Here is a 26,486-nt window from a genome sequence, read left to right on the forward strand (position 1 = left end):
TTCCGAGGTGCAAATGATCACACCGTACGTGGGGCGCCGCGGGCTGGCCAAGGGTCTCCTCGCGGTCCGCGACGCCCCCGCGGCTCACCTCTGGTCGGCCCCGATCAGGGCCCGGACCTCGAAGTCCTCGTACACGGTCTCCGCCACGCGGGGGCCGAGGCGGGAGCCGAGCCACCCCAGCAGGAAGCCCGCCGGGATCGAGACGATGCCCGGGTTCTGCAGCGGGAACCACGCGAAGTCGGCGTGCGGGTACACCGACTCGGGCGCCGAGGAGACGACCGGCGAGAACAGCACGAGAAGGACCGAGGTGAGCAGACCGCCGTACAGGCTGAGCAGGGCGCCCCGGGCGGTGAACCCGCGCCAGAACAGGCTGTAGACGATGGTCGGCAGGATGGCGGACGCGGCGATCGCGAAGGCCAGGAACGCCAGTGTGGCCGTGTTCGTGCCCCAGGAGAGCAGGGCGAACATCATGCTGAGGACGCCCATGGCCACCGCGGCGATCCGGGCGACCGCCAGTTCCTCCGTCTCCTTCGCCCTGCCCTTGCGGATGACCTCGCCGTACAGGTCGTGGGCGACCGAGGAGGCCGCGGCGAGCGTGAGACCGGCCGCGACGGCGAGCAGGGTGACGAAGGCCAGGGCCGAGACGATCGCCGTGAGGACCTCGCCGCCGAGGTCGTGGGCGAGCAGCAGCACGGCCGCGTCGCCCTTGTGGTCGATGTCCGAGATGGCGTCCCGGCCCACGACGGCGGTGGCGCCGAGGCCGAGGACGCCGGCCATCAGGCACACGAACCCGACCAGGCCCACGGCCCACACGACCGAGGCGCGCAGCACCCGGGTCTTGCGGGGCGCGAGCAGCCGCATCATCACGTGGGGGAGTGCGGCGAGCCCCAGCACGATGGCCAGTTGGAGACTGAAGAAGTCGATCTTGCTCACGGGGCCGCCCCCGTAGCGCAGACCCGGTTGGAGGTACTGGTCGCCGAGCCCGCTGCCCGCGGTGGCGGACGACAGCAGTCCGTCGATGTCCCAGTCGAAGCGGTTCAACACCATCACGGCGACGACCGTGACACCGGCGACGAGCATCACGGCCTTGACCACCTGGATGAACGTCGCGCCGGGCATGCCGCCGATCGCCGCGTAGGTGGTGACGATGGAACCGATGATGATCACGATCATCGTGCGGGTGGTCGGGCTCGGTTCGCCGACGAACTGTGTCATCAGGGCGATGCTGCCGACCAGTTGGGCCACCAGGTACAGGGCGCACACGGAGAGCGTGCAGACGGCCAGCGCCAGCCGGACGGGCCGCTGCTGCAGCGGGAGCCGCCGGGCGAGGGTGTCGCCGAGCGTGAACCTGCCCGAGTTGCGCAGGGGCTCGGCGATGAGCAGCAGCACCATCATCCAGGCGACCACGGTGCCGCCCAGGTAGAGCAGACCGTCGTACCCGGTCAGGGCGACGAGACCGGTGCTGCCGAGCAGGGTCGCGGCCGAGAGGTAGTCGCCGCACATCGCGAGGCCGTTGCGCAGCGGCGACATGTCGCGGTTGCCGAGGTAGAACTCGCTGATCTCGTCGCGTTGCGGAGCCGTCAGCAACGCGGTGAACAGGGTGATCACGACGACGGACAGGAACAGCACGAATGTCAGCCGCAGGCTGAACGCGTCGGCCACACTCGCGGAGATCGTCACCATGCGCGGAACCGCCGTCCGGCCGGAACACGACGCTGCTCGGCCTGACGGTCCTCCAGCTGGGCGCGGAGCCTGCGGGCGACCGGGTCGATGTTCCTGCGCATGTGCCGGACGTACAGGTACGCGGTCGCACCCATGACGGCGAACTGGGCCAGGCCGAGCGCCAGGCCGAGTGTGAGATGTCCGATCAATCGCTGATTCATTACTCCTGGTACGAAACTCGACAACAGGACGTACGACAGAAATCCACCGACGGACAACCCGGTCGCCCATGCGCCGAATCGGCGATATGCGGCGCTTATTGAACGAAATTCAGGATGCGCGTGCACCGGCTGTCGGCCCATCGGTGCGCGGCCCGCGCCGGGCGCGGGGGAGAACGAATCGCCTCCTGGGCCGGACGGGGGAGGAAACGGGACGGAACTGTCGTACCGTGCCGTGTAGTTGGACACAATGCACCCTCTTCGCTGCCTTATGTCTCGCACTCGACTCTGACCGGTCGCGGGAATGATCCAGGGTGATTCGACCGTCGCGGAGTCAAGTCGCCGTGCGGAACCATGGGGGAGGAAGGGGAGTATGTCAGCGAGCCGCTTGAAGTATCAACCGTCCTGAGTGGAAGGATTGTGTGGACGTTCTGCGAATGGCCGGCCTTCATCGCACAGCCTTTAGCTGAGCATTGTTCTGGTTTCTGTCGGTCGCGCTCCCGCGGCCGCGGGCGACGATCCGTTCCTCACGCCCAGCGGTGTCCCCAGTCGGGTCCGGTGCGTGCCCACTCCCGTTCCCATTCGGCCAGCCGGTGCCGGATGGCGACCCGGCGGACCACGAAGTGGCCGACCAGGACAACTCCGACGACGCCCCCCGTGGCGCAGGTCCCCGTGGCCAGGGCGCGCTCCCAGACGTCGGTGTCCGTCGGCGGCGCCTGGACACTGCGGCCGGCCGCATCCAGCCACACGTCGGCGCGGTCGCCGCGCTCGGTGCCGGCCGGCACCCGGGCCTGGCCGGTCCGAGAGCCGCCGTCGGGCTCGGTCCAGCGGGCCCGCACCCAGGACATGGGCTGCTTGCCGCCGTGCTCCGAGGGCGCCGCGGCCGGGGCGCCCTCGACGACCACGGCGCTCACCCGGTCGCGCGCGGCCCGCTCGGCCGCGGCGTGCGCCTGCGCGTCCCTGTGGGCCCACCGGCCCGCCGCGACCCCGGCGGCCGGGGCGCCGATCAGCAGCAGAAGCACGACGAGGAGCACCGTCCACGCCTCGACGACGTCCGAGCGCCGGCGCAGCGGATTGGGGCGCCAGCGCCACCCGAACACCTGGCCTCGCATCTCACCTCCCTCACCGGAGTGGTCCTCATGTACGAGAACCCCGGTCGGGACTGCTCCGCACTTCCGGTGTACCCGAAAGAGGCCGTGATGGCATGATTTAGGCCAGAAATCATGAAAGCGTGGCAGGCACATGCGCGCTGTCCGGGCCGAAGCGTCAGCCGAACCGCTCGATACGGATACGGTCAACCGGCTGCCCGGCCTCGACCAGCAGCCGTGAGGCGTGCTCGGCGAACGCGTTGGAGCCGCACACGTAGGCCTCCCACCCACCGGGTGGCCGCTCGGCCAGCAGCGGCGCCACCCGCGCCGCCGACAACCGGCCCACCGGTACCCCCTCGGGCGCCCGGCGCGTGAACACGGCGGTGGTCTCCGCGCCGTACTCCGCCGCGTAGATCAGTTCCTCGGGCCCGCGTGCCGACGCCAGCAGCCGCAGGGGTACGCCGAGCCCGCGCGCCCGGTGGTGGCGGATCATCGACATCAGCGGCACGACACCGGAACCGGCGCCGATCAGCAGCGCGGGCCGGTCCCCGGGCCAGGCGAAGAATCCGCTGAGCGGGCCGCACACCTCCACCTCGTCGCCGGGCCGGGCCTCGGTGTGGAACCACCCGGAGACCTCGCCGCCCTCGACATGGTCCAGGGTCAGCTCGATGTGCCCGGTGTCGTCGGGTGGGGACGCCAGCGAGTAGTGACGCTGCGCCGTGTAGCCGTCCTCGGCGGTGAGCCGCAGCGACAGATGCTGCCCGGGCAGATGCCCCGCCCAGCCCGGCACGGCGAACCGGTACGTGGCCGCGGTCGGCGTCTCCCGCCGGATCTGCGTCAGTGTCGCGGTTCGCCAGAGCGTCGCCGCCCGGTTGCTCACGGCGATCCGCCCCGGCACGGCGAGCCGCGTGGGCGGCGTGAACGCCTCGGTCGTCGCCGTGTCAGTCACCGGAGTACCGCTGTTCCTCCCACGGGTTGCCCCGCGCGTGATAGCCGTTCTGCTCCCAGAAGCCGGGCTCGTCGTGGTCGAGGAGCCTCAGGCCCGCGATCCACTTGGCGCTCTTCCAGAAGTACAGATGCGGCACCAGCAACCGGGCCGGCCCGCCGTGCTCGGCGGGCAGCGGCCCGCCGTCGTACTCCCAGGCGATCCAGGCGCGCCCGCCGGTGAGGTCGGCGAGCGGGAGGTTCGTGGTGTAGCCGCTGTGTGAGTACGCGACCGCGTGCGTGGCGGACGGATCGGGCCGGACCACGTCCAGGAACACGTCCAGTGACACGCCCCCGAACCGCACCCCGAACTTCGACCAGCTCGTCACACAGTGGATGTCGCCCTCGTACACAGACCCGGGCAGCGCGTGCGCCTCGTCCCAGTCCCAGGAGTGCGGCTCAACCACCAGACCGTCGATCCGGAACGTCCAGTCGGCGGGCGCGAGGTCGGGGGTGACCTCGGCGGACAGCACGGGCCAGTCGTCGCCGGCGTCGTACTGGCCGGGCGGCAGACCGGGATGGAGGACGCGGGGGCGCCCGGTGAAGCCTCGGGTGACGTTCATACGGGTCCAACGTGACGGCGGTGACGGCTGAGTCACACCACCGTACGTGCCTGTGGCGGGTGCTCCCTCCCCGGGGCGGGCGACGGGCATTATGCCCTTCCAGCCCGGTCGTGACCGTGGGGTAAGGTTACCGGGCCAGTCGTCACGTGGATCGGGGAGGTGGGACCCATTACCGCTGTGTCAGGTCGGGTGCTCTCACCTCAACGCGGCGCGGTGCATCGCCGATAGGCCACCGCGGGAGCGCCCTTCGGCCCACCGAAAGGCTCCCGGCTGTCATGCCACCACTGCCCACCCTCTCTGTCGTAACGACCCTGCGCGCCGCCGGTTGCGTCTTCGCCGAGGACGAGGCGGAGCTGATCCTCACCACCGCACGCACCCCGGTCGAGGCCGCCGCCATGGTCGACCGGCGCGTCGCGGGCCTGCCCCTCGAACTCGTCCTCGGCTGGGCCGAGTTCGCGGGCCTGCGCATCGCCGTGGAACCCGGCGTGTTCGTCCCCCGACGCCGTACCGAATTCCTCGTCGAGCGGGCCCTCGCCGCCGCCCCCGGAGCCTCGGTCGTCGTCGACCTGTGCTGCGGCTCGGGCGCGGTGGGCGCCGCCCTGGCCGCGTCGCTCGACGGGGCCGAACTGCACGCCGCCGACATCGACCCGGCGGCGGTCCGCTGCGCCCGCCGCAACATCGCGCCGCACGGCGGGCACGCCCACGAGGGCGACCTCTTCGCGGCGCTGCCCTCCCGGCTGCGGGGCCGCGTCGACATCCTCGCGGCGAACGTGCCCTACGTCCCCACCCGCGAGGTCCCGTTCCTGCCGAGCGAGGCCCGAGACCACGAACCCCGCGTCGCCCTCGACGGCGGCACCGACGGCCTCGACGTCCTGCGCAGGGTCGCCGCCGAGGCCCCCGAGTGGCTGGCCCCCGGCGGCTGTCTGCTCGTCGAGACGAGCCGACGCCAGGCACCGCTCGCCCTCGACGCCTTCCGCCGCCGCGGCCTCACCGCACGTACCGCCGTCTCGGAGGAGAGGTACGCCCACGTGGTGATCGGCACCAGGCCCGCACGCGGCTGACCCCTGCGCAGGCGGCGTGGCGCCCTCGGAGCTGGGCACGCGCAGCTCCCGGCCGCCTTGGTGTGGCCTTGCCCTCAGCCCTTATGCAACTAGTTGCAAAACAGTCGTGGCGTCGTCTACAACGGTGGGGACGACGCCACGACGGAGGGCCCCATGAGCCGTTACCCGCACCTGCTGAGCCCGCTCGACCTGGGCTTCACCACGCTTCCCAACCGCGTACTCATGGGCTCCATGCACGTCGGCCTGGAGGAGGCCGAGCGCGGCTTCGAACGAATGGCGGAGTTCTACGCGGCTCGGGCACGCGGGGGAGTGGGCCTCATCGTCACCGGCGGCATCGCGCCCAACGAGGCCGGCCGCCCGTACGAGGGCGGCGCCAAGCTCACCACCGACGTGGAGGCCGACCGGCACCGGGAGATCACCGAGGCCGTCCACCGCGAAGGCGGCCGGATCGCGATGCAGATCCTGCACTTCGGGCGGTACGCCTACCACCGCGACCTGGTCGCCCCGAGCGCCCTCCAGGCCCCGATCAGCCCGTACGTCCCGCACGCGCTCACCGACGCCGAGGTCGAGCAGACGATCGACGACTACGCGCGGGCGGCCCGGCTCGCCCGGCAGGCCGGGTACGACGGCGTCGAGATCATGGGCTCCGAGGGCTATCTGATCAACGAGTTCATCGCCGCCGGGACCAACCACCGCGAGGACCGCTGGGGCGGCTCGTACGAGAACCGGACGCGCCTGCCCGTCGAGATCGTGCGCCGGGTGCGCGAGGCGGTCGGCGAGGACTTCATCGTCGTCTACCGGCTGTCGATGCTCGACCTCGTGCCCGGCGGCTCCAGCTTCGACGAGGTGGTCACGCTGGCGAAGGCCGTCGAGGCGGCCGGGGCGACCATCATCAACACCGGCATCGGCTGGCACGAGGCCCGCATCCCCACCATCGCGACCTCCGTGCCGCGTGGCGCGTACACCTGGGTGACCCGCAAGCTCATGGGCGCGGTCTCGGTGCCCCTGGTCACCACCAACCGCATCAACACCCCTGAGCTGGCAGAGCGGTTGCTGGCCGACGGCCACGCCGACATGGTGTCCATGGCCCGCCCGATGCTCGCCGACCCGGAGTTCGTCGACAAGGCCCGCGACGGACGCGCCGACGCCATCAACACCTGCATCGGCTGCAACCAGGCCTGCCTCGACCACACCTTCAGCGGCAAGATCACCTCCTGCCTGGTCAACCCGCGCGCCTGCCACGAGACGGAACTGGTGCTCTCCCCGACCCGCCTGCGCAAACGCGTCGCGGTCGTCGGCGCCGGCCCCGCGGGCCTGGCGTGCGCCGTGAGCGCGGCCGAACGCGGCCACGAGGTCACGCTGTTCGACGCCGCGAGCGAGATCGGCGGCCAGCTCAACGTAGCCCGCAAGGTCCCGGGCAAGCGGGAGTTCGACGAGACCCTGCGCTACTTCCGCAACCGGCTCGACGCGTACGGCGTCGACGTACGGCTGGACACGCGCGTCGCCGCCGACGACGTCACCGCGTACGACGAGGTCGTCGTCGCCACCGGCGTCACCCCGCGCACCCCCGAACTCCCCGGCGTCGACCATCCCAAGGTCCTCGGCTACCTCGACGTCCTGCGCGACGGCGCCCCCGTCGGCGACCGGGTCGCCATCCTCGGCGCCGGCGGCATCGGCTTCGACGTCGCCGAGTACCTGACCGACGGCGGGGAGAAGACGAGCGAGGACCCGGAGGCGTACTTCCGGCAGTGGGGCGTCGACATGGACTACCGGGCCCCCGGCGGCCTCGCCGCTCCCGAGCGTCCCGTCCCGCCGCGCTCGGTCCACCTCCTCCAGCGCAAGGCCTCCAAGGTCGGCGCCGGACTCGGCAGGACCACCGGCTGGATCCACCGCGCCGAGCTCAAGCACCGCGGGGTCACCATGGTCCCCGGTGTCCGGTACGACCTGATCGACGACGCCGGACTGCACGTCACCGTCGACGGCGTCCGCCAGGTCCTGGAGGTCGACACGGTCGTGCTCTGCACCGGCCAGGAACCCCGTCGCGACCTGTACGACGCCCTGATCGCCGCCGGGCGCTCCGCGCACCTCATCGGCGGCGCCGACGTGGCGGCCGAACTGGACGCCAAGCGGGCGATCAAGCAGGGGACGGAGCTGGCGGCGGCGCTGTAGGAACGCGACGCGGCCGTGACGAGGCGTGGCGCCTTCCTAGGATGAGCCCATGTCACTCCCGCACGCGATCCTCACCGCCCTGCTCGAAAAGCCGTCGTCCGGCCTGGAGCTGACCCGGCGGTTCGACAGGTCGATCGGCTACTTCTGGTCGGCGACGCACCAGCAGATCTATCGCGAGCTGGGGAGACTGGAGGGCGAGGGCCACATCCGGGCCCTGCCCGCCGAGCGGCCCGCCCGGGGCCAGAGGAAGAGCTACGAGGTTCTCCCGGCGGGCCGCGAGGAACTGGCCCGCTGGACCTCCGCACCCCAGGACCCCAAACCGTGGCGCGACGCGCTGTTCGTACGGCTGCGAGCCGCGGCCGTGGTCGGCACGACCGGCCTTGAGGACGATCTGCGACGCCATCTCACCCTGCATCAAAGGCAGTTGGCGGAGTACGAGGAGATCGAGGAGCGGGACTTCGGACCCGGACGGGACACGGCGCGGGACCGCCTCCAGCACCTGATCCTGCGGGCGGGCATCGACCTGGAGACCTTCTGGACCCAGTGGCTGGCGAACGCCCTGGAGGAGTTCGAGCGGCTGCCGGACGCCGATGGCGGTGAGGGGCGTCCGGGAAACGAGTAGGCGGCCGTCCACGTCACGCGGCGACCGCCCACCCGTGGCTCACAGCCGGTGCGGCTTGGCGCGGCGGCGCAGGTACCAGACCGCCGCCGCCGTGCCCACTGCCACCAGTGCACCGCCTCCCACCAGCGTGGCGGTGCCGTACTCCTGGGTGGCCCCGCCGATACCGCCCATGACGCCCCGTGAGGGCGAGGCGGTCGCGGAGATGGTGGGGGTGGAGGCGGTGACGATGACGGACTGGGTGCCCGCCGTGGTCCCGTCCTTGCACACCGCGATCACCGTGTACGTCCCGGGGCCCACGTTCGCCCAGGCGGCGGACTGGGTGGTGCTGGTGCCGGTGAGCGTCGCCTGACGCCCCTGGGAGAAGCTCGCCTGCCCGCTGGAGAGCAGCGAGGCGGTGCCGAACGTGCCGTTGGTGCTGTTGGGACAATCGCTGGTGGTGACGGTGACCGAGGACCCCGTGGTGCTCACCGAGATCCCCGCGGGGACGGCCGTGGCCGATGGCGCGGTCAGGGCGATCGGCAGCGCGGCGGCGGCCACGGTCAGGCCGGTGCGGAGGAGAAGCTGGGACGTGCGCATGGTCTGCCCTCCGGCGGCACGGTGGCGGTACATCCCTTGCGCCGCCGAGGATCGGGAGACCCGTGCTGCCTCAGGGTGAGCCAACGTGCCTTCCGCCCCGTCCGCATGCGGACGGGCCCCGGGCAGGTGACGGCTTCCGCCGTGCGGGTGGTCCGATCACCCTGCGGTGGTCACCGTCTGTTCCGCGGAGAACCCGCCCCAGGTGCCGTCCGGCAGCTTCGCCCGGATCCGTACCCGGTACGCCGTTCCGGTCTCCCGGCCCACGTGGAAGCTGCACGTGGCCCGGCCGCAGAGCACCGGCACAAGGACGAGTGCCGGCACGGGTGCGCGTCGCACGATGCCGCCCCCCGAACGTCGAACCACGCGAGTACGCTCCGTCGGCCCGCCGCGTGCCGGCGCGGAACCCGGTGGGCGCGGTGATCCGCCCGTCGTCCCTCCCAGGCGCGGTGGTGAGCCGTACCGGTCGGCTCACAGGGGGAGAGGTTGTCGGCCGCGTCCCGTGCCCGTCCGGTGAACGGGTAACGCGTGCCGGGCCGCAGACCGTGACCACGGCCGACATCTGCCGCCCGCCCACACTGTGGAGCTTCGAGGCACCCTGCGGGACGGCGTACGAGACCACGTCCCGGTCGTCCGTCGACCGTCCCCAGGACAAGCGCACCGCCTTGCTCCCGACCACCTTTCCGTCGAGGTGCCCGGTCCGCAGGCGGCCGTGAGGAGCAGCGAGCCGCCACGCTCGTCTGGGGCGGGGCCGCCCGAGGATCGTCGGCCCCGCGGCGGCACCCAGGACAGCTCGATGGAGACCGGGGTGCGCGGGGGGCCGAGGGGCCCACCGCCCGCCGCCGGAGTTGGTCGCTGCACGGTTCACGGCACCGCACCCGGCTACGTATGCTGGTGCTCTGACACGGCGTGAACTCGCTTGCCCGCCAGGCTGGTTCGTGCTGTACGGCGCGGTCCGCTGTCGTCGCCGATCCCGCGCCGACGAGAGCGGCCGAGCGGCCGGAGCCGAGTGCGGCCCGGCCCTCGGCCGCACACCCGCGCAGAAGGCGCCGTGATCCGTCCGGCCCCCTCCCGGTGGCCGTCCTCTCCGACCCGCTCCACTTTGGGTGAGTGTTCGTCAGTGTCCCCCCAGGAGAGGGTTTCTCATCGTGCGTGTCCGCTCGTTGACACTGGCCGCCCTCGGCGCCGCCCTGCTGGCCCCCGTCACCCTGCCCGCCCTGGCCCACCCGAGGGAGACCATACAGCGCGAGGGCAGCGTGACCGCCGCCGAACTGCTGGCCAAGGTGCGCGGCTGCGTGCGGGTCTCCGAGGGGCTCTACCGCAGCGATGTCGGCGCCCCCGCCGTCATCCCCGTCTGCGGTCTCGACGGCGTGGTGTTCTGGAAGGCCGACATGGACATCGACTGCGACGGCCGGCCCGGCCCGCGCTGCAACCGCGACACCGACCCGTGGTTCCAGCCCGCCACGTCCTACCAGCAGTCCGACGGCCGGCATCTCAGCTCCGAGACCCTGCCGTTCATCGTCGTCCCCGTCCCGAGCCCTGTCTGGGACCACCGGAACCACGGCATCAGGGGCGGCTCGATCGCCGCGGTCGTGTACGAGGACCGGGTCCAGTACGCCGTCGTCGGCGACACCGGCCCCCCGGGCATCATCGGCGAGGCCTCGTACGCGACCGCCGAGGCCCTCGGCATCCGGCCCGACTCGCGCAGCGGCGGCACCGACTCCGGCGTCACCTACATCGTCTTCGAGGACTCCCGGGTGACCCCGATCGAGGACCACGAGGCGGCGGTTGAACAAGGGGAGGAGCTGGCGCGGCAGTTCGTGGACGGATAGCGCACAGGCCTGCCGGGGGCCCGCCGCCCGACAGGACGGCGGGCCCCCGGCACGCAAGGGTCACGCTCGGGAGCGTCACTCCTTCCGATACGAGTACGCGTCCGCAGCCGCAGCCGCCACCGCCGTGAGGTCCGCGCCCGTCGAGGCCGTGACGACGGCGGCGACGGCGCCCTCGACGAACGGGGCGTCGACCAGGCGGGTGTCCGCGGGGAGTTCGTCACCCTCGGCGAGAAGGGCCTTCACGGTGAGGACGGCGCTGCCGAGGTCGGTGAGGACGGCGACCCCGGCACCCCGGTCGACGGAGGCCGCTGCCGCCGAGATCAGCTCGGCGCTGGTGCCCAGGCCGCCGCCCTCGGTGCCGCCCGCCGGGGCGACGGGAACGGCGACCCCCGCACCCGCGAGGCCCTGCGCCAGCTCGGCGACCGAGACGGCGACGGCGGCGCTGTGCGACACCAGCACGATGCCGACCCGCTTATCGTCGGACACCGGCGGCCTCCTGGGTCTCGGCGGTGGCGGCGAGGGCCGCGATCAGCAGCGCGGCGGAGGTGGCGCCGGGGTCCTGGTGTCCGACGCTCCGCTCACCGAGATAGCTGGCCCGGCCCTTGCGGGCCTGCAACGGCGTGGTCGCCAGGGCACCCTCCTCGGCGGCGGACCGCGCCGCGGCGAACGACTCGGCGAGCGCGTCGACGGCCGGCACCAGTGAGTCGATCATGGTCTTGTCGCCCGGCGCGGCACCGCCCAGCGTCATCACCGCGTCGACCCCGGCGCGCAGCGCGCCCGTGAGCTGGCCCTCGCTCACCTCGGCCGCCTCGCCGAGCGCCTTGCCGGTCCGGCGCAGCAGGGTGCCGTACAGCGGGCCGGACGCGCCGCCGACGGTCGAGATCAGCTGCCGGCCGGCGAGCACGAGGACGGCGCCCGGTGTGTCCGGTGCCTCCTTCTCCAGCACGGCCGCGACGGCGGCGAACCCGCGGTGCAGATTGCTGCCGTGGTCGGCGTCCCCGATCGGCGAGTCGAGCGCCGTGAGCCGCTCGGCCTCGCGCTCCACCGAGGCAGCGGCGGCGGCCATCCAACGACGGAAGAAGTCGGCGTCGAACACGGAATCTCCTTGCGTGGTACGAGAGTTGCTCACTGCGAGGGGGTGGGGGCGGGGTGAGCCGGTCGGCCCCGAAGCGCCTCCCGGCGGCCGGGTGCTCACACGCCCCAACGCAGCCCCGGCGTCCGGACCGGCGCGTCGTACAGTCGCAGCAACTCCCCGTCCACCTGGCACAGCGTCACCGACGCCCCGGCCATGTCGAGCGAGGTGACGTAGTTGCCGACGAGGGTGCGGGCCACGGCGACCCCCCGCTCGGTGAGCACCCGCTGCACCTCCGCGTTGAAGCCGTACAGCTCCAGCAACGGCGTCGCGCCCATGCCGTTGACGAGCAGCAGCACCGGGTCGCGCGGGCTCATGTCGTCCAGGACGGCGTTCACCGCGAAGTCGGCGATCTCGCGAGAGGTCATCATGGCGCGCCGTTCACGCCCCGGTTCACCGTGGATGCCGACTCCCAGCTCCAGCTCCCCGTCCGGGAGATCGAAGGTCGGGCTCCCCTTGGCCGGAGTGGTACAGGCGCTCAGGGCCACGCCGAAGCTGCGGGAGCCGTCGTTGACCTGCCGGGCCAGCGCCTCGACCCGCTCCAACGGCTGCCCCTCCTCGGCGGCGGCCCCCGCGATCTTCTCCACGAACAGCGTCGCCCCCGTGCCGCGCCGCCCGGCCGTGTAGAGGCTGTCGGTCACGGCCACGTCGTCGTCGACGAGGACCTTGGCGATCCGGATGCCCTCGTCCTCGGCGAGTTCGGCAGCCATGTCGAAGTTCAGCACGTCACCGGTGTAGTTCTTCACGATGAACAGCACCCCGGCCCCGCTGTCCACGGCCGCCGCGGCCCGTACCATCTGGTCCGGCACGGGCGAGGTGAACACCTCACCGGGACAGGCCGCCGACAGCATCCCCGGCCCCACGAACCCGCCGTGCAACGGCTCATGCCCCGAGCCGCCCCCGGAAACCAGTCCCACCTTCCCGGCCACCGGCGCGTCCCGCCGCACCACCACCCGGTTCCCCACGTCCACCGTCAACTCGGGATGCGCGACCGCCATACCCCGCAACGCGTCGGCGACGACACTTTCCGCGACGTTGATGAGCATCCTCATTGGGTACCTCCTGGTGAGATGAGCAGACGGGTCTCGGACCTACTGTGGTGACGGGCCGTCAGGTGTGACTGGTGTGCGGGTCGACGCTTCCGGTGGCCCGCTCTCGGAAGTATCGACGCTGAGCGGGCTCGGGTCACGCGTGCGGCCCCCGACGGGTGGAGGCCGGTCGTACACGGTGGCTGCTCGTCCACGCACCGCCATCATGCGAAAGGGCTTCGCGGGAACGCCGGTCGCGGGTTTCCCGGATCGCATCGCGTGCCCGCACCAGGGCGGTTGTTAAAAATTTGGAGCATCAACTACAGTCGAAGACGACCTTGAAAGTTCAAACATCTATGGAAAGGCCAGAGCCTATGACCTCCCTCCTCCACACCGGCGTCGCCGCTTCTCGTCGCTCCTCCTCCACCGAAGAGGCCGTCGCGCCCCACCACGACCTGGGGTTGCTCGTCCTGCGCCTCGTGCTGGGTTTCCTCCTGATCGGACACGGCACACAGAAGCTCTTCGGCTGGTTCGGGGGCGGCGGCATCGAGGGCACCGGCCAGTTCTTCGAGGTGAGCGGCTTCCCGGCCGCCAGGACCCTGGCGCTCGTCGCCGGGCTCACCGAGACCCTGGGCGGGCTGGGCCTCGCCCTCGGCCTGCTCACTCCGCTGGCCGGTGCCGCCGTTTTCGGGACGATGCTCAACGCGATGGCCGTGAACTGGGCCGGCGGCTTCTTCATGATGGACCAGGACGGCGGCATCGAGCTCGACGTGCTGGTGGCCGCCGGTGCCGCCGCGCTGGCGCTGGCCGGCCCCGGCCGCTTCGCCGCCGACCGTTTCCTGCCCGTCCTGCGTGCCCACCGGACCGCCTACGGAATCGCCGCGCTCGTCCTGGGCGCAGTAACGGCCGCCGTGGTCCTGCTCGTCCGTAACTAGTTCCCGCCGGGGTGGTCAACGCCGCCGGCGACGCCGATCCCGACGCCTGGCGGCGCGTCGTCGCCCTGTTGACCCAGTCCTTCCAGGATCCGGCTCGCGACCCCCTCCCCGCCTCGCCCCGACATGACGCCCTCTGCAAGGCCATGCTCCGCACCAGCCCAGCAGACATCACCACACCCGAGCCGAAGCGGAGCAGTTGACCTCAGGGCCGGGTCACCGGGAAAGACGTTCGGTTCGCCGGCCAGGGCGCAGTGCTCCACAGAGGGTGCGGGCGCCGTCGCGGGGAGGTCGGCGAGGAGCCGTCGACAGCGGTCCAGCTGCGATCGCCGACCGGCGAGGGCGCCGACAGCGCCCTCGCCGGTGGTGCGTCACGTTCGTGGTGCGGGTGTCAGTTGACGGTCCACTTCTGGTTGTTCTGGCCGTTGCAGGTCCACAGGGCCAGCTTGGTGCCGTTGGCGGTCGCCGCACCTGTGGCGTCCAGGCAGAGGCCGGACAGGTTGTTGGTGATGGTTCCGTCGGAGTTGACGGTCCACTTCTGGTTGGTGCCGTTGCTGCAGTCCCAGATGATGACCCTGGTGCCGTTGGAGGTGCCGTTGTTGTCGGCGTCCAGGCACTTGTTGCCGTACACGACCAACTCACCGCGCGACGTCTGGGTGAAGGTCTGGTTGCGCCCACCGGAGCAGTCCCAGATCTGCGCCTGGGTGAGGTTGGTGATGGTGTTCTTGTCGAAGTCGACGCAGCGGTTCGAGGCGGCGCCGGCGAGCGCGACACCGTCGGTGCCGGGGATGCCCTGGACGCGGACGGCGTCGATGTCGGGGGCGGCGCTGCCGGAGACGGGTGCGAAGCGCACGGTGTTGTTCCCCTTGCCCAGGTGGGCGAGCACGGACACGGTCCGGAACGTGGTCGCCGACCCGGTCGGCGGGAAGGCCACGACGTACGTGTACTGCCCGTTGACCTGGATGGTGGCCTTGCGGGCGGTGCCGGCGCCGTTGGCGTACGTGATGTCGACCAGCTTGGTGCCCGCGGCGGCGGTGGTGACGCCGGTGAAGGTCGGTGTCGTGGCGGTGGCGGTGTCCTCGTACGTCGAGCCGGACGCCTCGGTGCCGGAGACCGTCAGCAGCACGGCGTCGTTCGCCGGGACGGTGGTGGTGTAGCCGGTGGCGGAGGAACCGGCGCTGGTGCCCGCCCACACGTCGCGCACGGACGCGGACGCGGTGGTCAGACCCAGGTCGGCCCAGCGGACCGTCATGGAGGCGGCGGAACCGGTGCGGTTGAGCAGGAGCACCGCGCGCTGACCGGTGCCGGAAAGCACCTTGCCGTACACCTGGAGGTTGCGGGTGTCCTCGGCGACCTTGACGCCCTGCAGGCCGCGGGCGTCCTGGTTGATGGCGACGACCTCGGAGTTGGTGAGGATGTCACGGGTGGTGGTGCTCATCGTGGCCAGGTTGTTGCCGGCCAGCAACGGGGCACCGGAGATCGCCCACAGGCTCATGTGCAGCCGGTTCTGTGCGGCGTTGAGACCGTTCATGCCGACCATCAGCATGTCGGGGTCGTTGTAGTACCCGGTGTGCTGGGCCGCGGGGTGCAGCCCCTTGTCGAAGTTGGCGAGCATCTTGCCGGTGCTGGCGGTCTGGCCCCAGAAGATGATGTCGGTGCTCGTGCGCCACAGGTCGCCGTAGCCGGGCGCCCAGTTCCACGGCAGTCCGGTGCCCCACTCGCAGAACGACAGCACCAGCTTGCGGCCGGTGACCGCTGTGGCGGCCTCGTTGGCTGCGGTGATCTGCTTGTACGTGGTCTCGGGGTCGAGCCCCTCCTCACGGCCGCCGCACCAGTCGATCTTGACGTAGTCGAAGCCCCAGCGCTGGAAGGTCTCCAGGTCCTGCTGGTAGTGCCCCTCCATGCCGCCGGGTGAGGCCGCGACCACGAGGTCGGACAGCTGTCGCCCGGTCAGGCGGTGGGCGGCGCTGCCGCACAGGACCGAGCCGTAGCTGTGGCAGAACACGGCGGGCGGAGCCACCGGACGGGTCGTGGCGGCCAGGCCGCCGAGGAGCCGTACGAGCCGGGGCGCCCCCTGCTCCGCGAGGCGTCCGGTGGCGGCGTCGTAGCCGACGCCGACCGGGGTCGTGTAACCGACCCAGGCGATGACCGCCGGGCGGTCGTCGGGCGAGAGCCGGGCCATTTCCGCGCGCAGGTCGCGCGCCATCCGCGCCACCACGTCGTAGGACGCCAGATCCGTGTCGGACCCCGGTACGACGACCGCGGCCCGTCGGGCGGTCCGCAGGTCCCCGTACACCTCGGCGACCTGTCCGCGTCCTCTCGGGTCGAAGGCGAGGACGCGGTGGCCCGGCGCGAGGAGCCTGCCGTACGTCGCCGCCTGTGCGCGGGCCTGGCGCCGGGGGCCCGCGGACAGCTCCGGGTCGGCGGCTCGGGCTCGGGCACGGGAGCGCTCGACGGCCAGCGCCCGGGTGTTGGCGGCGTAGCGCAACTCGGGCGGGGCCCCGTCGAGGTTGCCCACGACCAGCGGGTGACGCGTGCCCAGCAGCTCGCGCTGAGCCGCCGTCAGCCCGGCGAAGAAGCGGGCGACGTGCGCCGGGGCGGCCGACGCCGGGTCGGGCAGTTTCCTGCCGAGTACCCGGTCGGCCGTCCACGCCGCCGTGCCCGGCGGCGGGCCGGTGACGGCGGTCTGCACCTCGCCCCATGCCCAGCCCACTGTTCCCGCGGCCATCGTCAGGACGAGCGCGCAGGCGGTCAGAGTGCGCTTGAAGCGCCGCATGGTGTGTCTCCCCAGCATCCGTCGGTCCGTCGGCCGCCTCGACGGGCGACCTGGTGGGCGGAAGCTAGGGAGAAGGGGTCCTGCCCGGCATCACACGGGAGTGCGATTGTCCGTGTAGCACCTCGGTAGGGGGAACTGCGTCGCCGTCACCGCAGCGTGAAGAAGATCATCGGGTTGTCCCGGCTGTTCCGCAGGGGGTGGTCCAGCGTGAGGGACTGCTTGATGTGCGTCAGCCGGTCGTACATCTTGGGAGCGCGAGCCGGGGAGGCTGTGAACCAGGGGTTCTCCCGCTCGGCCAGCCAGCGCAGCACGACCGCCCCCTCGGTGAACGGCAGCGGCCTGCGGCCGTGGAAGACGTCGTGGACGCACACCGGGATGCCCGGACGCATGCGAGGGAACAGGTCACGGATGTACCAGCGGGCGAAGCTCGCCGAGTGCGCGGCGTCGATGAAGAGGAAGTCCGCGGTGTCGGGGATCTTCTCCAGGTTCTCCCGCGCGTCTCCCTGCGTGAAGGTCCAGCGTCCTTCGGAGAGTTCGCCGGGAACCTCCCGCGCGACGTGGTCGACGGTGTCGTACGAGTACAGGTGCCCGGTGCCGTTGTCGCGCAGGGCGCGCAGGATCCAGGTGGTGGACCAGCCGTGGAAGGTGCCGATCTCCACGACCGTCTCCGGGCGGGCTTCGCGCAGCAGCAGATAGGTGATCTCCGCCTCGATGTCGTCGAGTTGTGCCTTCATCGAGGCGGGCGGCGCGAGCAGCGCGCGCTGCCGCTCGCGCACCCGGTCGAGGTCGTGGGCGTAGGTGCTGTAGAGGTGGCGGATGTGGTCGATGTCGATGGGCTGGCGCATGTGTCACGCTCCTGCGGGAACCGGTCCGTGGTCGGGCGCGGTGATGCTGGGGCGCGGGCTCGGGGCCGCACATCACACCCGGGTGCCAACTCGGGTGTCACACCTGGGTATGACGGTGCCGGGCGAGGGCCGTACCGTCGGCCGGTCAGGTGGCCTTTCCGGGCACGACGATCCCCGACTCGTAGGCGAAGACGACGAGTTGGGCCCGGTCGCGGGCATCGAGCTTGGCGAGCAGGCGGCTCATGTGGGTCTTGACGGTCTGCTCGGCCACCACCAGCCGCGCGGCGATCTCCGTGTTCGACAGGCCCCGTGCGACCAGCAGCAGCACTTCGGTCTCCCGTGGCGTGAGCCCGTTCAGTCGCAGGCGGGCGTTTCGGCGCGGAACGGGGTGGCGCCGCGTCATGTCCTCGATGAGGCGCCGGGTGACCGAGGGGGCGAGCAGTGCGTCACCGGCGGCGATCACCCGGACGGCCTGCACGAGTTCGGCGACCGGGGCGTCCTTGAGCAGGAAGCCGCTGGCTCCGGCGTGCAGGGCCTCGTACACGTAGTCGTCGATGTCGAAGGTGGTCAGCATGAGCACCTTGGGCCGGTGCGTCACACCGGGCGGCGGAGCGAGCAGCCGTCGCGTCGCCTCCAGCCCGTCCATCTCGGGCATCCGTACGTCCATCAGCACCACGTCGGGGTGTGTGCTGCGGCTGACATCGATGCCGAGGCTGCCGTTGGGTGCGTCTCCCACGACGTCGATGTCGCTCTGCGCGGACAGCAGTGCGGCGAATCCCGAGCGCACCATGGTCTGGTCGTCCACGACGACCACACGGATCGTCATACCGGCTTCCCCTGTTCCCTCACTCCGGCGAGCCGCTCCGGGCCCCTCACCTGGAGGGCGAGCCCCGCCGCCTCGGTGACCTCCACCGCTGTCCGCGAGGGGTGTTCCGGCGCCGCGGCCCTGGACGGCGGCAGCTGCACGGCGAGCCACTGCGCCGCGATGAGCGCGGTCGCGGCCAGGGCGGTCACCCGCGCCAGGTGCCCGTTCGCACGCGCGCCGCGCAGCCGTGCTTCCGGCTGTTCCGCTCCGCTCCGGCTTCCGGTGCCCGCTGTCCCGGACATGTGTGACTCCTCTGCCGTCTCGCTCGGTCCCGTCGGCTCCGCACGCGCGGAGCCGGGCACCACTCTCCCGTCGCGCCGGGTGCCGCGCCTCGGCCGAACGGCCACACCTGCGCTGCCTTGTCGGCGAGTCCTCGGCCGAACGACGGAGGACGGGGCAGCGCGAACAGGGCAGGGCAGCCCGGGGGCCGGTCCTGCCCTGCCCTTCGAACCCGAACGCAACCGAGCTCAATCGACCGGGATCGAGCGGAACGAGGGGAGAGGCCCCGGGTGCGGCCTGCGGCGGCTCCCGGGGGCGGTCGCGTCAGTCGTCTGCAGTGGGCCGTCCACGCCGTGAGACGAAGCGCCGCGGAGAGAAGGGGAGAGCTGTACGGGCCATGTCGGCTCGCTGCCGACCTCCGGTGACCTCCGCGGAGATGATGTCCGCGGTCACCGGTGCCAGGGTCACCCCGAGCATGCTGTGCCCGCTCGCGACCAGCACGTTGTCCTTGCCCGGCAGCGGTCCGACGACCGGAAGTCCGTCGGGCGTCATCGGACGCAGCCCCGTCCAGCCCTGCGGCTGCGCGTCCAGCGGGAAGTCGGGCAGGTAGGTGTGGGCGGAGCGGGCGATGCCCCGCAGGCGATGCGGATCGATGGTCGCGTCGGAGCTGCCGAACTCCATCGTTCCGGCGAACCGGAGCCGGTTCGACAGGGGTGTCACGGCGACCTTCGCCTCGCCCAGGTACACCGAGTGCCGCAGCGTCACCGAGCCGCTGGTGTCGTCGAAGCCGTATCCCTTGCCGGGCCGGATGGGCAGGGGGTGTCCGGCCAGCCGCGAGAGCGGGCCGGTGTGGACTCCGGCCGCGAGGACGAACAGATCACCGTGGACCTCCTCGCCGCCGGCGAGCACCGAGGTCACGTCGCGGCCCCTTGAGCGGATGCCGGTGACCGGGCTGCCGTGCAGGAACCGCACGCCCAGTTCCCGGCAGCGGTCCTCCAGGCCCCTCACCAGACTCGCGGGGTCGACGTGCCGCTCCTGCGGGCAGTGCAGGCCGGTCAGTACCTGTTGTCCGAGCGCTGGTTCGAGGTCGCGGAGTTCGTCGCCGGTCAGCGGGACGGCGGTGTGGCCGATCCGTTCCATGGGTGCCGTCGCCGCCCGGTACTCCTCCATGGTGTGCCGGGTGGTGAAGACCAGGAGTTGGCCCACGCGGTGGTGCTCGAAGCGTATGCCGTCCTTCTCGTACTCGTCGAACAGCTGAAGCGTGCGTTCGTTGAGGGAGGTGAGCGCCTCGACTCCGGCGGCGAAGGAACGGGGATTGCAGTGGCGCAGCATGCCGAGCATGAAGCGCACGTGCTCCGGACGCGGGGAGGGGCGGACGTACAGGGGGCTGTCCCTGCGGGCCATCCACCGCAGGGCCTTCCCGATCATTCCGGGCGTCGGCACGGGAGTCGACATGATCGGAACGATCCACCCGGCGTTGTGCACGGAGGCTCCGGCCGTGCCGCCGCGTGCCGCGTCCACCACGGTGACGGCCAGGCCGTCCTGGGCGAGCCGGTGGGCGGTGGCCAGTCCGATCACGCCCGCACCGACGATCACTGCGCTGTCTGTCATCGTTGTCCTTCCCGCGGATCGCGGACCGGCCTCGGCCGGGTCAGGCGAGGAACCTGTCGGCCAGGAGGCGGGCGACGGCCCAGTCCTGGACGGCGACACCGACGGACTTGAACACGGTCCGTTTGCCGTGGTCGGGGCTGGGGGCGCTCAGCGCGGTGCCGAGCTCGGTGAGGGCGTCCCGGGTGATGGCCCCGGATTCGAGGGCGTGGATGATCTCGCCGGACTCCTCCAGGATCGCATCGAGTTCGTCGACGATGACGGTGCTGCCGGCGAGCAGTTCGTCGGGCAGTTCCCGCATGGTGGGGCGGTACGCGCCGATGGCGTTGACGTGCACCTGTTCGGGCAGCGCAGACTCGGGGAAGAGCGGGGTGGTCGCGTTGGTCGCGCAGCAGACGATGTCGGCCTGCCGGACCGCCGGCACCGCGTCGGTCGCGGTGAGCAGCTCCACCCCGGCCAGCTCGGGCGCCAGTCGTTCGACGAGGTCCCGTGCCCGGCCCAGGTCGGCGTCCACCACAGTCAGCTGACACAGGGGCCGGACCGCGTGGACGGCGCGGACCTGGTCCGGGGCCTGCCCGCCCGCGCCGATCAGGGTGAGCCGCCCGGCCTCGGGCGGGGCGAGGAGATCCGTGGCGACGCCGACGACCGCACCGGTGCGCAGGGCGGTCACCGATCCGGCGTCGGCGACGAGGTGGTCCAGGTGGCCGGTCTCGCTCCAGATCACGGTGCCCGCGATGGCGGGCTTGCGCTCGAAGTTCACGCTCAGCGTCTTGAACATGGCGGAGGCGGTCGGCCGGTGATGAGCCGACATCACCAGGAACTGCCCGTCCCGCAGCGCGGTGCGGGTGGGCATCTCGAACTCCCCGGCGGCCAGGTCGACGAAGCCCTGCCGTACGGCGTCGATCGCCTCCTTCATCGACACGACCTCGCGGATCTCGCGCTCACCGACGGTGATCGTCTTCATGGCACTCCACTTCCTCGTCCGGGCGTTTCCTCCACCGCCTTCGTATCGGAGGAGCGTGCGTAAGGTATTACACCTTACATATGACGGCAAGGAGGCCCGTCGTAAGGCCTTACTGTTCTGTGTTATGCATTGCGCATGACTACTTCTCGTCCGGCAGGGGCGCCCGCGCGCGATGCGCAACTCAAGTCGGTCAGCCTCCGTCAGCAGGCGCGGGAGGCGCTGCGCACCCGGATCGTACTGGGGCAGATCGAGCCCGGGCAGGTGGAGAGCGTCATCAACGTGGCCTCGGAGCTGGGGGTCTCCATCACGCCGGTCCGCGAGGCCGTCATGGATCTGGCCAATCTCGGCATGGTGGAGATCATCCGCAACCGGGGATTCAGGGTTCCGGTCCTCACCGACCACGATCTCGAAGAGATCTTCCGGCTGCGCACGATGCTGGAGGTCCCGGCCATGGTCGAGCTCGCCGAGAGCGTGGACCGGGCGTCCGTGGCCGGGTTCCGGCAACTCGCCGAGCAGCTCACCGGCGCCGCACGTGTGGGAGATCTCGTTCCCTTCCTGGACCTGGACCGGCAGTTCCACCTCGGCCTGCTGGAACTGCTGGGCAATCGCCGCCTCGTGGCGATGGTCGGCCAGTTGCGCGACCAGGCGCGCATGGAGGGCCTGCAGAAGCTGGCGGACCAGGGTGAGCTGACCCAGTCCGGCGAGGAGCACGTCGCCATCGTGGAGGCCGTCCTCTCGGGCGACGCGGAGCTGACCGCCGAACTCATGCGCAAGCACCTCACCCACAGCCGCGGCATCTGGGCCGGCCGGACGGAAGGCAACGGCTGACGCTGCCGGGAGTCGGCTGGATGTCCCGCTCGTCGGCGGACCGGATGGTGACGGCCTTGTTGCGGGGGCCAGGTGCCGGCCGAGGGCGACTTGCGTCGCGCGTCCGGCCTGCCGCACTGCTGCCCGGTTGGGCCGAGCGGTGAGCCGGGCCGGTGCGCGAGCCGGTCCAGGGGGCCGGTGAGGAAACCTCCTCGGTGAAAGTGGCCGGTGACGGGGAGTCGCCGCGTGCCGCGGGAGGCGACGGTGGACAGGGCATTCACGTGTGGAGTCTGCCGTGCCGTCCTCGGACGGGCGGCCTCCCGGCCTCTTCTCCGACGTGAACCATGGCGGGCTCCGGCAGCGGAGAAGTTCCCGGTACGACTCTTGCGCCACAACAGGTGAGGTGTAATACATTACCGGCCACGCGTTAAGGAACACGACCTGTTCCCGGCGTCGCGGGGGAGGGTGACCACGAGGTGCGGCGCTGACCTGTCAGGGCGCGGTAGTCCCCAACCGGCTGAACGGAGTGAACCTGATCATGGCGCGTCAGACATCCGGCACGAAGCGAGAGGTGTTTTCCAGCCGCTTCGCGTTCGTGGCCGCCGCCATCGGGATGGCGGTGGGCACCGGCAACATTTGGCGATTCCCCCGCGACGTCGGAGCGGGCGGGGGTGGTGTGTTCATCATCGCCCTCGTGCTCGCCAACCTGGTCTGGGCGGTCCCGCTGCTGATGGCGGAATCGCTGCTCGGATCCCGCAGCCGACTCGGCACCATCGGGGCGTTCCGTGAGTTCATGGGCCGCAGATTCGCCTGGATGGGCGGCTTCATGGCCGTGGTCACCATGGGCATCCTCTTCTACTACACGGTCATCTGCGGCTGGGCGATCCGCTACTTCGTCTACGCGGTGAGCGGCAAGTTCTCCTCGGGCGCCGACAGAGAGCAGACACAGCAACTCTGGGACGGCTTCATCGCGAGTCCGGCGCAGACGATCTCGTTCCACGTGATCGCGGCCTTCCTAGTCGGTTTCGTGGTGATCCGCGGCCTGAAGGGCGGCCTGGAGGCCGTTCTCAAGTTCACCGTGCCGGCGCTCTTCGTCATCCTGGTGCTGCTCGCGGCCCGTGCCATGACCCTGTCCGGGGCCGGCGAGGGGCTGCGCTACCTGTTCGTGCCCGACTGGAGCAGGATGCTCGACGGTGAGATGTGGCTCGGCGCGTTCGTGCAGATGGCCTTCTCCACCGGTGCCGGCTGGGGTCTCTACCTGACCTACTCGGTCTACATGCGCAGGAAGGAGGACTTCGCGCTCAACGCGGGAATCGTGGTCGCCGGCAACCACCTGGCCTCGCTGCTCGCCGGGATCGCGGTCATCTGCACGGTCTTCGCGGTGCAGTCGCCGCAGTACGCGCAGGAGGCCGTCTCCGCCGGCGACCAGGGCCTGATGTTCGTCTACCTTGCCGCGCTGTTCGGGCAGCTGCCCGGCGGCACATGGTTCTTCGCGCCGTTGTTCTTCCTCGTGCTCGTGCTCGCCGGCCTGTCCAGCCTGATCTCCATGATGGAGCTCGCCGTGCGCAACGTGATCGACTTCGGCATCACACGCAAGACGGCCGTTGTGGCGATCGTCCTCGTCACGCTGGTCGGAGGCCTCCCCTCCGCGCTCAACCTCGACGTGCTGACCAACCAGGACAACGTCTGGGGCGTCGGGTTGTTGATCAGCGGTCTGTTCGCGGCCATCGCCATGATGCGCTACGGCCTCGAACGCGCCCGCCGCACGCTCGACCTCGCGAGCGACTTCAGGGTCGGTGCGTGGTGGAAGGTACTGATCGGGCTGTTCCCGCTGATGTTCGCCGTGGTGTTCGGCTGGTTCATGTACCTCTCCGTCACCGATGACTCGCAGACCTGGTACGACCCGTTCCAGACGTTCAGCATCGGCACCATGGTGCTCCAGTGGACGGTCCTCCTGGTCATGATGCTGCTGCTCAACAACCTGTTCTCGCGGAGGATCGGCCGTGGCGCGACGGCCGACGACGAACAGTCGCCCGCCTATCAGGGAGAGGAGGGCTGACCCATGGATGTGGAAACCCTGATCTGGACGCTGATTCTCTTCGGCGGGACCGTGCTGGCGGTGGTCTGGCTGAGCTACGCCGCCTGGCGCAAGGACAAGGAGAAGGCCGCCGGTACCGAGCAGCACTCCGAGTGAGCCGATCCGGGCCTCCCGGGGCGCGAAGTCGGCCCGGTTGTCCGTGAGTTCGGCGATCAGCGCGGCCCTCCCCTCCTCCTCCCCCTTCCGGACGGGAGCGCCGCGGCTGCCTCGCGGGGCGCCCTGACCGCAGTTCGTGGGACGGCTCGAACGCCGCCGCGAGCTTCGAGCGCCCACTGTGGGCCTCGTCACGCCCCGGAGTGAGGCGTAGTGGGACGAGAAGCCGGGTCACCCGGGCGATGACGGGGGCTGTGGACTCCCACGAAGCCTGAGACCTGCGGAAACCGGGCGGCGACGCGCAGTCGCCGCCCTTTCGCGCCGTCGCGTGTCGGTGCCCGTGCGCCTCCTGCGGAGCCCCGGAATGCTCACGGAGCGTAATTGATATCTCTGGGCTCCAGGCTCTTGACAGCCGTCGGCAAGCCCTTGATCCTCGGTGAGGTATTACACCTCAGGTTCGATACAGGTCGACCTGTCCGCCAAGCCCGTGCGCAGTGCCGGGCCCGGCCGCCGCTCGACGGACGGCCCACATCGGAGATAAGAACCTTGGCAAGCAAGAAGAAGGCCATCGAACTCGACGATGTCGTGAAGAAGTTCGGTGATCACACTGTGGTCGACCATGTGTCGATGTCCGTGGCCCAGGGTGAGGTCGCCGCGATCATCGGTCCGAGCGGCGCTGGAAAAAGCACGCTGCTGCGCTGTGTCAACCTGCTCGAACGGCCCGACGGCTGCACGATCGTCGTCGCCGGCACGGGCATCGACGCGGGCAGTGACATCAAGTCCAAGGACCTCGCGAAGCTGCGCAGCGTCGTGGGCATGGTGTTCCAGTCGTTCAACCTCTTCCCGCACCTGACCGTGCTGCGCGACATCTGAGCCGAAGCGCGATAGGTGTCACCAAGGCAGCGTGTTGACACAAGGACTGTCGGCCCCTGTCAGCGGTCAGGCGGTGAGTGCCGTGCGCAGGGTGGTGGCCATCAGATCGATGGCTTCCTTCCCGGCCGGTACCGGGCCGGTGTGGGTGAAGTAGTGGTCGACACCCTCGAAGCAACGGTGGGTGACCGGAACGCCGGCAGCTTCCAGGGCCTTGGCGTACGCATTGCCCTCGTCGCGCAGGCGATCGTTCTCCGCGGTGATGACCAGGGCGGGCGGCAGCCCGGCGAGGTCGTCGGCCAGTCCGGGCGACACCAGCGGATGGGCCAGGTCGGCGGGATCAGAGACGTAGGCGGCGGTGAAGACCCGCATGAGCTGAGGGGTAAGCAGGGGCTTGACGATGGGTGACTGCTTGGTGGCCGGGTCGGCGAGCTGGTCGAGCGGTGCCGAGTCGATGATCTGGAGGCGGGGCGTGAAGGTGCCGCGGTCCCGAGCGGTGCGGCAGACCGCGGCGGTCAGGTTGGCCCCGGCGCTGTGTCCGCCCACGGCGAGTCGCGAACCGTCCCAGTTGTTGGCGGTGCCGTTCTCGGCCACCCAGGCGGTGACGTCGTACGCCTGGGTGACGGGTACGGGGTACGGTCGCTGCGGGGCGACGGCGTAGTCCACGTTGATCACCACGCAGCCGGCCGTGGCGGCTATGTAGCGGCAGATGTGGTCGTCCTGCTGGGGGCGGGTGATCACGAACCCGCCGCCGTGGAAGTTGACGTACACGGGGGCAGGGGCTGCTGCGGCGGCCGACGGGCGGTAGACGGTGCACGTCACCAGTCCGGCGCCGGTCTCCACCCGGATGGATTCCGTGCGCTTCGGGATGTCGGTGAAGCGCAGATCCTTGTGCACGCGGCTCATCATTCGGCCGAGCAGCAGCTGAACCCCTCTGGCCTGGATTCTGGGCCTGAATGACATGACTGGACCACATCGCTAAAACTTAAAGTATCAGGATTCCTGATAATGGAGGCTCGTCGCTGATCAGGCAAGGGGCAACCGCGAGCCGACTGCCGAAGAGGGGATGGACGCTCCAGCCGTAGCGCCCCGCCTGCTCGTCCAGGCCCCGTGTGGCTCCAAGCCCACCTGGCGGTGTCCGTCGGAGGCAGCCAAGGCCGCAGCAGCGGCCCGAGCCCCGGTCGGGTCCGCTCTCCTGGTGCGCAGTAGAACGGTGCCGACCATGGCGGCCACCGCGCCAGCGCGCAGCACGGCCGTCACGTCGGCGGCGGTGGCGATTCCGCCCGCGGCGATGACGGGCACGGCGACGGCGTGGCGGACGGCGGCGACCAGGTCGGGAAGCTGGACGGACTCTCGATCTTCGGTACTGGTGACAGAAAGGCTGCCGAATGAGCATCTGTGACAAGCCGAATGCCTCGTTGGTGCCAACAAGGCTGCCTCGCCCCGTCCTGTCGGCCAGCTCATCCGGCTTCACCGG

28 protein-coding genes are annotated in these 26,486 nt (G+C 70.9%); 10 read left to right on the top strand and 18 right to left on the bottom strand.

Translation table 11 applies throughout. From position 1 onward, the window contains the following. Positions 1–84 precede the first annotated feature (84 nt). The 5 genes from WBG99_RS33040 to WBG99_RS33060 form a co-directional block, all read right to left on the bottom strand. A complete protein-coding gene (locus WBG99_RS33040) occupies positions 85–1,683 on the bottom strand; it encodes a cation acetate symporter (protein WP_338899863.1) in 1,599 nt (532 codons plus the stop codon). Beyond that, positions 1,677–2,024 (bottom strand): DUF485 domain-containing protein, encoded by a 348-nt coding sequence (locus tag WBG99_RS33045; RefSeq protein WP_338900571.1) that lies wholly within the window; start codon positions 2,022–2,024, stop codon positions 1,677–1,679. The genes WBG99_RS33040 and WBG99_RS33045 overlap by 7 nt, the downstream gene beginning before the upstream one ends. 383 nt (positions 2,025–2,407) lie before the next feature. Further along, positions 2,408–2,992, bottom strand: a complete 585-nt coding sequence (locus tag WBG99_RS33050) for a hypothetical protein (RefSeq protein WP_338899864.1) — start codon at positions 2,990–2,992, stop codon at positions 2,408–2,410. A 154-nt stretch (positions 2,993–3,146) separates the two neighbouring features. Next, positions 3,147–3,917, bottom strand: coding sequence for a ferredoxin reductase (locus tag WBG99_RS33055; protein ID WP_338899866.1), 771 nt, complete (start codon positions 3,915–3,917; stop codon positions 3,147–3,149). Beyond that, positions 3,910–4,515: a sulfite oxidase-like oxidoreductase gene (locus WBG99_RS33060; protein ID WP_338899867.1), complete on the bottom strand. Its 606-nt coding sequence runs from the start codon at positions 4,513–4,515 to the stop codon at positions 3,910–3,912. The genes WBG99_RS33055 and WBG99_RS33060 overlap by 8 nt, the downstream gene beginning before the upstream one ends. Before the next feature lie 275 nt (positions 4,516–4,790). Between WBG99_RS33060 and WBG99_RS33065 the strand changes: the two genes are divergently transcribed. From WBG99_RS33065 to WBG99_RS33075, 3 genes are all read left to right on the top strand, one after another. Continuing rightward, positions 4,791–5,576, top strand: a complete 786-nt coding sequence (locus tag WBG99_RS33065; RefSeq protein WP_338899868.1) for a putative protein N(5)-glutamine methyltransferase — start codon at positions 4,791–4,793, stop codon at positions 5,574–5,576. A gap of 153 nt (positions 5,577–5,729) precedes the next feature. Beyond that, a complete protein-coding gene (locus tag WBG99_RS33070) occupies positions 5,730–7,745 on the top strand; it encodes an NADPH-dependent 2,4-dienoyl-CoA reductase (RefSeq protein WP_338899869.1) in 2,016 nt (671 codons plus the stop codon). Between the two features lie 49 nt (positions 7,746–7,794). Next, entirely contained in the window at positions 7,795–8,367 is a 573-nt protein-coding gene (locus WBG99_RS33075) for a PadR family transcriptional regulator (RefSeq protein WP_338899870.1), read from the top strand. A 39-nt stretch (positions 8,368–8,406) separates the two neighbouring features. On the opposite strand, the gene WBG99_RS33080 is transcribed toward WBG99_RS33075, so the two are convergent. Together WBG99_RS33080 and WBG99_RS33085 are read right to left on the bottom strand one after the other, a co-directional pair. Beyond that, entirely contained in the window at positions 8,407–8,943 is a 537-nt protein-coding gene (locus WBG99_RS33080; protein ID WP_338899871.1) for a hypothetical protein, read from the bottom strand. Between the two features lie 156 nt (positions 8,944–9,099). After that, positions 9,100–9,279: a hypothetical protein gene (locus WBG99_RS33085; protein WP_338899872.1), complete on the bottom strand. Its 180-nt coding sequence runs from the start codon at positions 9,277–9,279 to the stop codon at positions 9,100–9,102. Between the two features lie 809 nt (positions 9,280–10,088). Here WBG99_RS33085 and WBG99_RS33090 point away from each other — a divergent pair. After that, a complete protein-coding gene (locus WBG99_RS33090) occupies positions 10,089–10,772 on the top strand; it encodes a glycoside hydrolase family 75 protein (protein ID WP_338899873.1) in 684 nt (227 codons plus the stop codon). Positions 10,773–10,847: 75 nt separating this feature from the next. Here the strand turns inward: WBG99_RS33090 and WBG99_RS33095 are convergent, their stop codons facing one another. The 3 genes from WBG99_RS33095 to dhaK form a co-directional block, all read right to left on the bottom strand. Further along, on the bottom strand, positions 10,848–11,258 hold the full coding sequence (locus tag WBG99_RS33095; protein WP_338899874.1) for a PTS fructose transporter subunit IIA: 411 nt from the start codon (positions 11,256–11,258) through the stop codon (positions 10,848–10,850). Next, positions 11,245–11,868, bottom strand: coding sequence for a dihydroxyacetone kinase subunit DhaL (gene dhaL / locus WBG99_RS33100; protein ID WP_338899875.1), 624 nt, complete (start codon positions 11,866–11,868; stop codon positions 11,245–11,247). Before dhaL ends, WBG99_RS33095 begins: the two co-directional genes overlap by 14 nt. 95 nt (positions 11,869–11,963) lie before the next feature. After that, entirely contained in the window at positions 11,964–12,956 is a 993-nt protein-coding gene (gene dhaK, locus WBG99_RS33105; protein ID WP_338899876.1) for a dihydroxyacetone kinase subunit DhaK, read from the bottom strand. Positions 12,957–13,306: 350 nt separating this feature from the next. Here dhaK and WBG99_RS33110 point away from each other — a divergent pair, with 350 nt between their 5' ends. Then, positions 13,307–13,867 (top strand): DoxX family membrane protein, encoded by a 561-nt coding sequence (locus WBG99_RS33110; protein WP_338899877.1) that lies wholly within the window; start codon positions 13,307–13,309, stop codon positions 13,865–13,867. 11 nt (positions 13,868–13,878) lie between these two features. After that, on the top strand, positions 13,879–14,067 hold the full coding sequence (locus WBG99_RS33115) for a hypothetical protein (protein WP_338899878.1): 189 nt from the start codon (positions 13,879–13,881) through the stop codon (positions 14,065–14,067). A gap of 188 nt (positions 14,068–14,255) precedes the next feature. Here the strand turns inward: WBG99_RS33115 and WBG99_RS33120 are convergent, their stop codons facing one another. From WBG99_RS33120 to WBG99_RS33145, 6 genes are all read right to left on the bottom strand, one after another. Then, positions 14,256–16,640, bottom strand: a complete 2,385-nt coding sequence (locus tag WBG99_RS33120) for an alpha/beta hydrolase (RefSeq protein ID WP_338899879.1) — start codon at positions 16,638–16,640, stop codon at positions 14,256–14,258. 146 nt (positions 16,641–16,786) lie between these two features. Next, a complete protein-coding gene (locus WBG99_RS33125) occupies positions 16,787–17,485 on the bottom strand; it encodes a class I SAM-dependent methyltransferase (RefSeq protein ID WP_338899880.1) in 699 nt (232 codons plus the stop codon). A gap of 145 nt (positions 17,486–17,630) precedes the next feature. Continuing rightward, entirely contained in the window at positions 17,631–18,311 is a 681-nt protein-coding gene (locus WBG99_RS33130) for a response regulator transcription factor (protein ID WP_338899881.1), read from the bottom strand. Then, complete coding sequence (locus tag WBG99_RS33135) at positions 18,308–18,592, bottom strand: hypothetical protein (protein ID WP_338899882.1); 285 nt, start codon at positions 18,590–18,592, stop codon at positions 18,308–18,310. The genes WBG99_RS33130 and WBG99_RS33135 overlap by 4 nt, the downstream gene beginning before the upstream one ends. A 301-nt stretch (positions 18,593–18,893) precedes the next feature. Further along, positions 18,894–20,180, bottom strand: a complete 1,287-nt coding sequence (locus WBG99_RS33140; RefSeq protein ID WP_338899883.1) for an FAD-dependent oxidoreductase — start codon at positions 20,178–20,180, stop codon at positions 18,894–18,896. A 40-nt stretch (positions 20,181–20,220) separates the two neighbouring features. Beyond that, the gene (locus WBG99_RS33145) at positions 20,221–21,141 is read right to left on the bottom strand and encodes an ornithine cyclodeaminase family protein (protein ID WP_338899884.1); all 921 of its coding nucleotides are present in this window, start codon (positions 21,139–21,141) and stop codon (positions 20,221–20,223) included. 135 nt (positions 21,142–21,276) lie between these two features. On the opposite strand from WBG99_RS33145, the gene WBG99_RS33150 reads away from it, so the two are divergent. The 4 genes from WBG99_RS33150 (at position 21,277) to WBG99_RS33165 (ending at position 25,012) form a co-directional block, all read left to right on the top strand. After that, positions 21,277–21,969: a GntR family transcriptional regulator gene (locus WBG99_RS33150; protein ID WP_338899885.1), complete on the top strand. Its 693-nt coding sequence runs from the start codon at positions 21,277–21,279 to the stop codon at positions 21,967–21,969. A gap of 517 nt (positions 21,970–22,486) precedes the next feature. Next, positions 22,487–24,007: a sodium-dependent transporter gene (locus WBG99_RS33155; protein WP_338899886.1), complete on the top strand. Its 1,521-nt coding sequence runs from the start codon at positions 22,487–22,489 to the stop codon at positions 24,005–24,007. 3 nt (positions 24,008–24,010) lie between these two features. After that, positions 24,011–24,142: a hypothetical protein gene (locus tag WBG99_RS33160; protein ID WP_338899887.1), complete on the top strand. Its 132-nt coding sequence runs from the start codon at positions 24,011–24,013 to the stop codon at positions 24,140–24,142. 543 nt (positions 24,143–24,685) lie between these two features. Next, positions 24,686–25,012, top strand: a complete 327-nt coding sequence (locus WBG99_RS33165; protein ID WP_338899888.1) for an ATP-binding cassette domain-containing protein — start codon at positions 24,686–24,688, stop codon at positions 25,010–25,012. Between the two features lie 66 nt (positions 25,013–25,078). On the opposite strand, the gene WBG99_RS33170 is transcribed toward WBG99_RS33165, so the two are convergent. Continuing rightward, positions 25,079–25,915, bottom strand: coding sequence for an alpha/beta hydrolase (locus WBG99_RS33170; protein WP_338900572.1), 837 nt, complete (start codon positions 25,913–25,915; stop codon positions 25,079–25,081). Between the two features lie 120 nt (positions 25,916–26,035). Beyond that, on the bottom strand, positions 26,036–26,473 hold the full coding sequence (locus WBG99_RS33175; RefSeq protein WP_338899889.1) for a nitronate monooxygenase: 438 nt from the start codon (positions 26,471–26,473) through the stop codon (positions 26,036–26,038). Positions 26,474–26,486 lie beyond the last annotated feature (13 nt).

The organism is Streptomyces sp. TG1A-60, assembly GCF_037201975.1.
GTDB lineage: Bacteria > Actinomycetota > Actinomycetes > Streptomycetales > Streptomycetaceae > Streptomyces.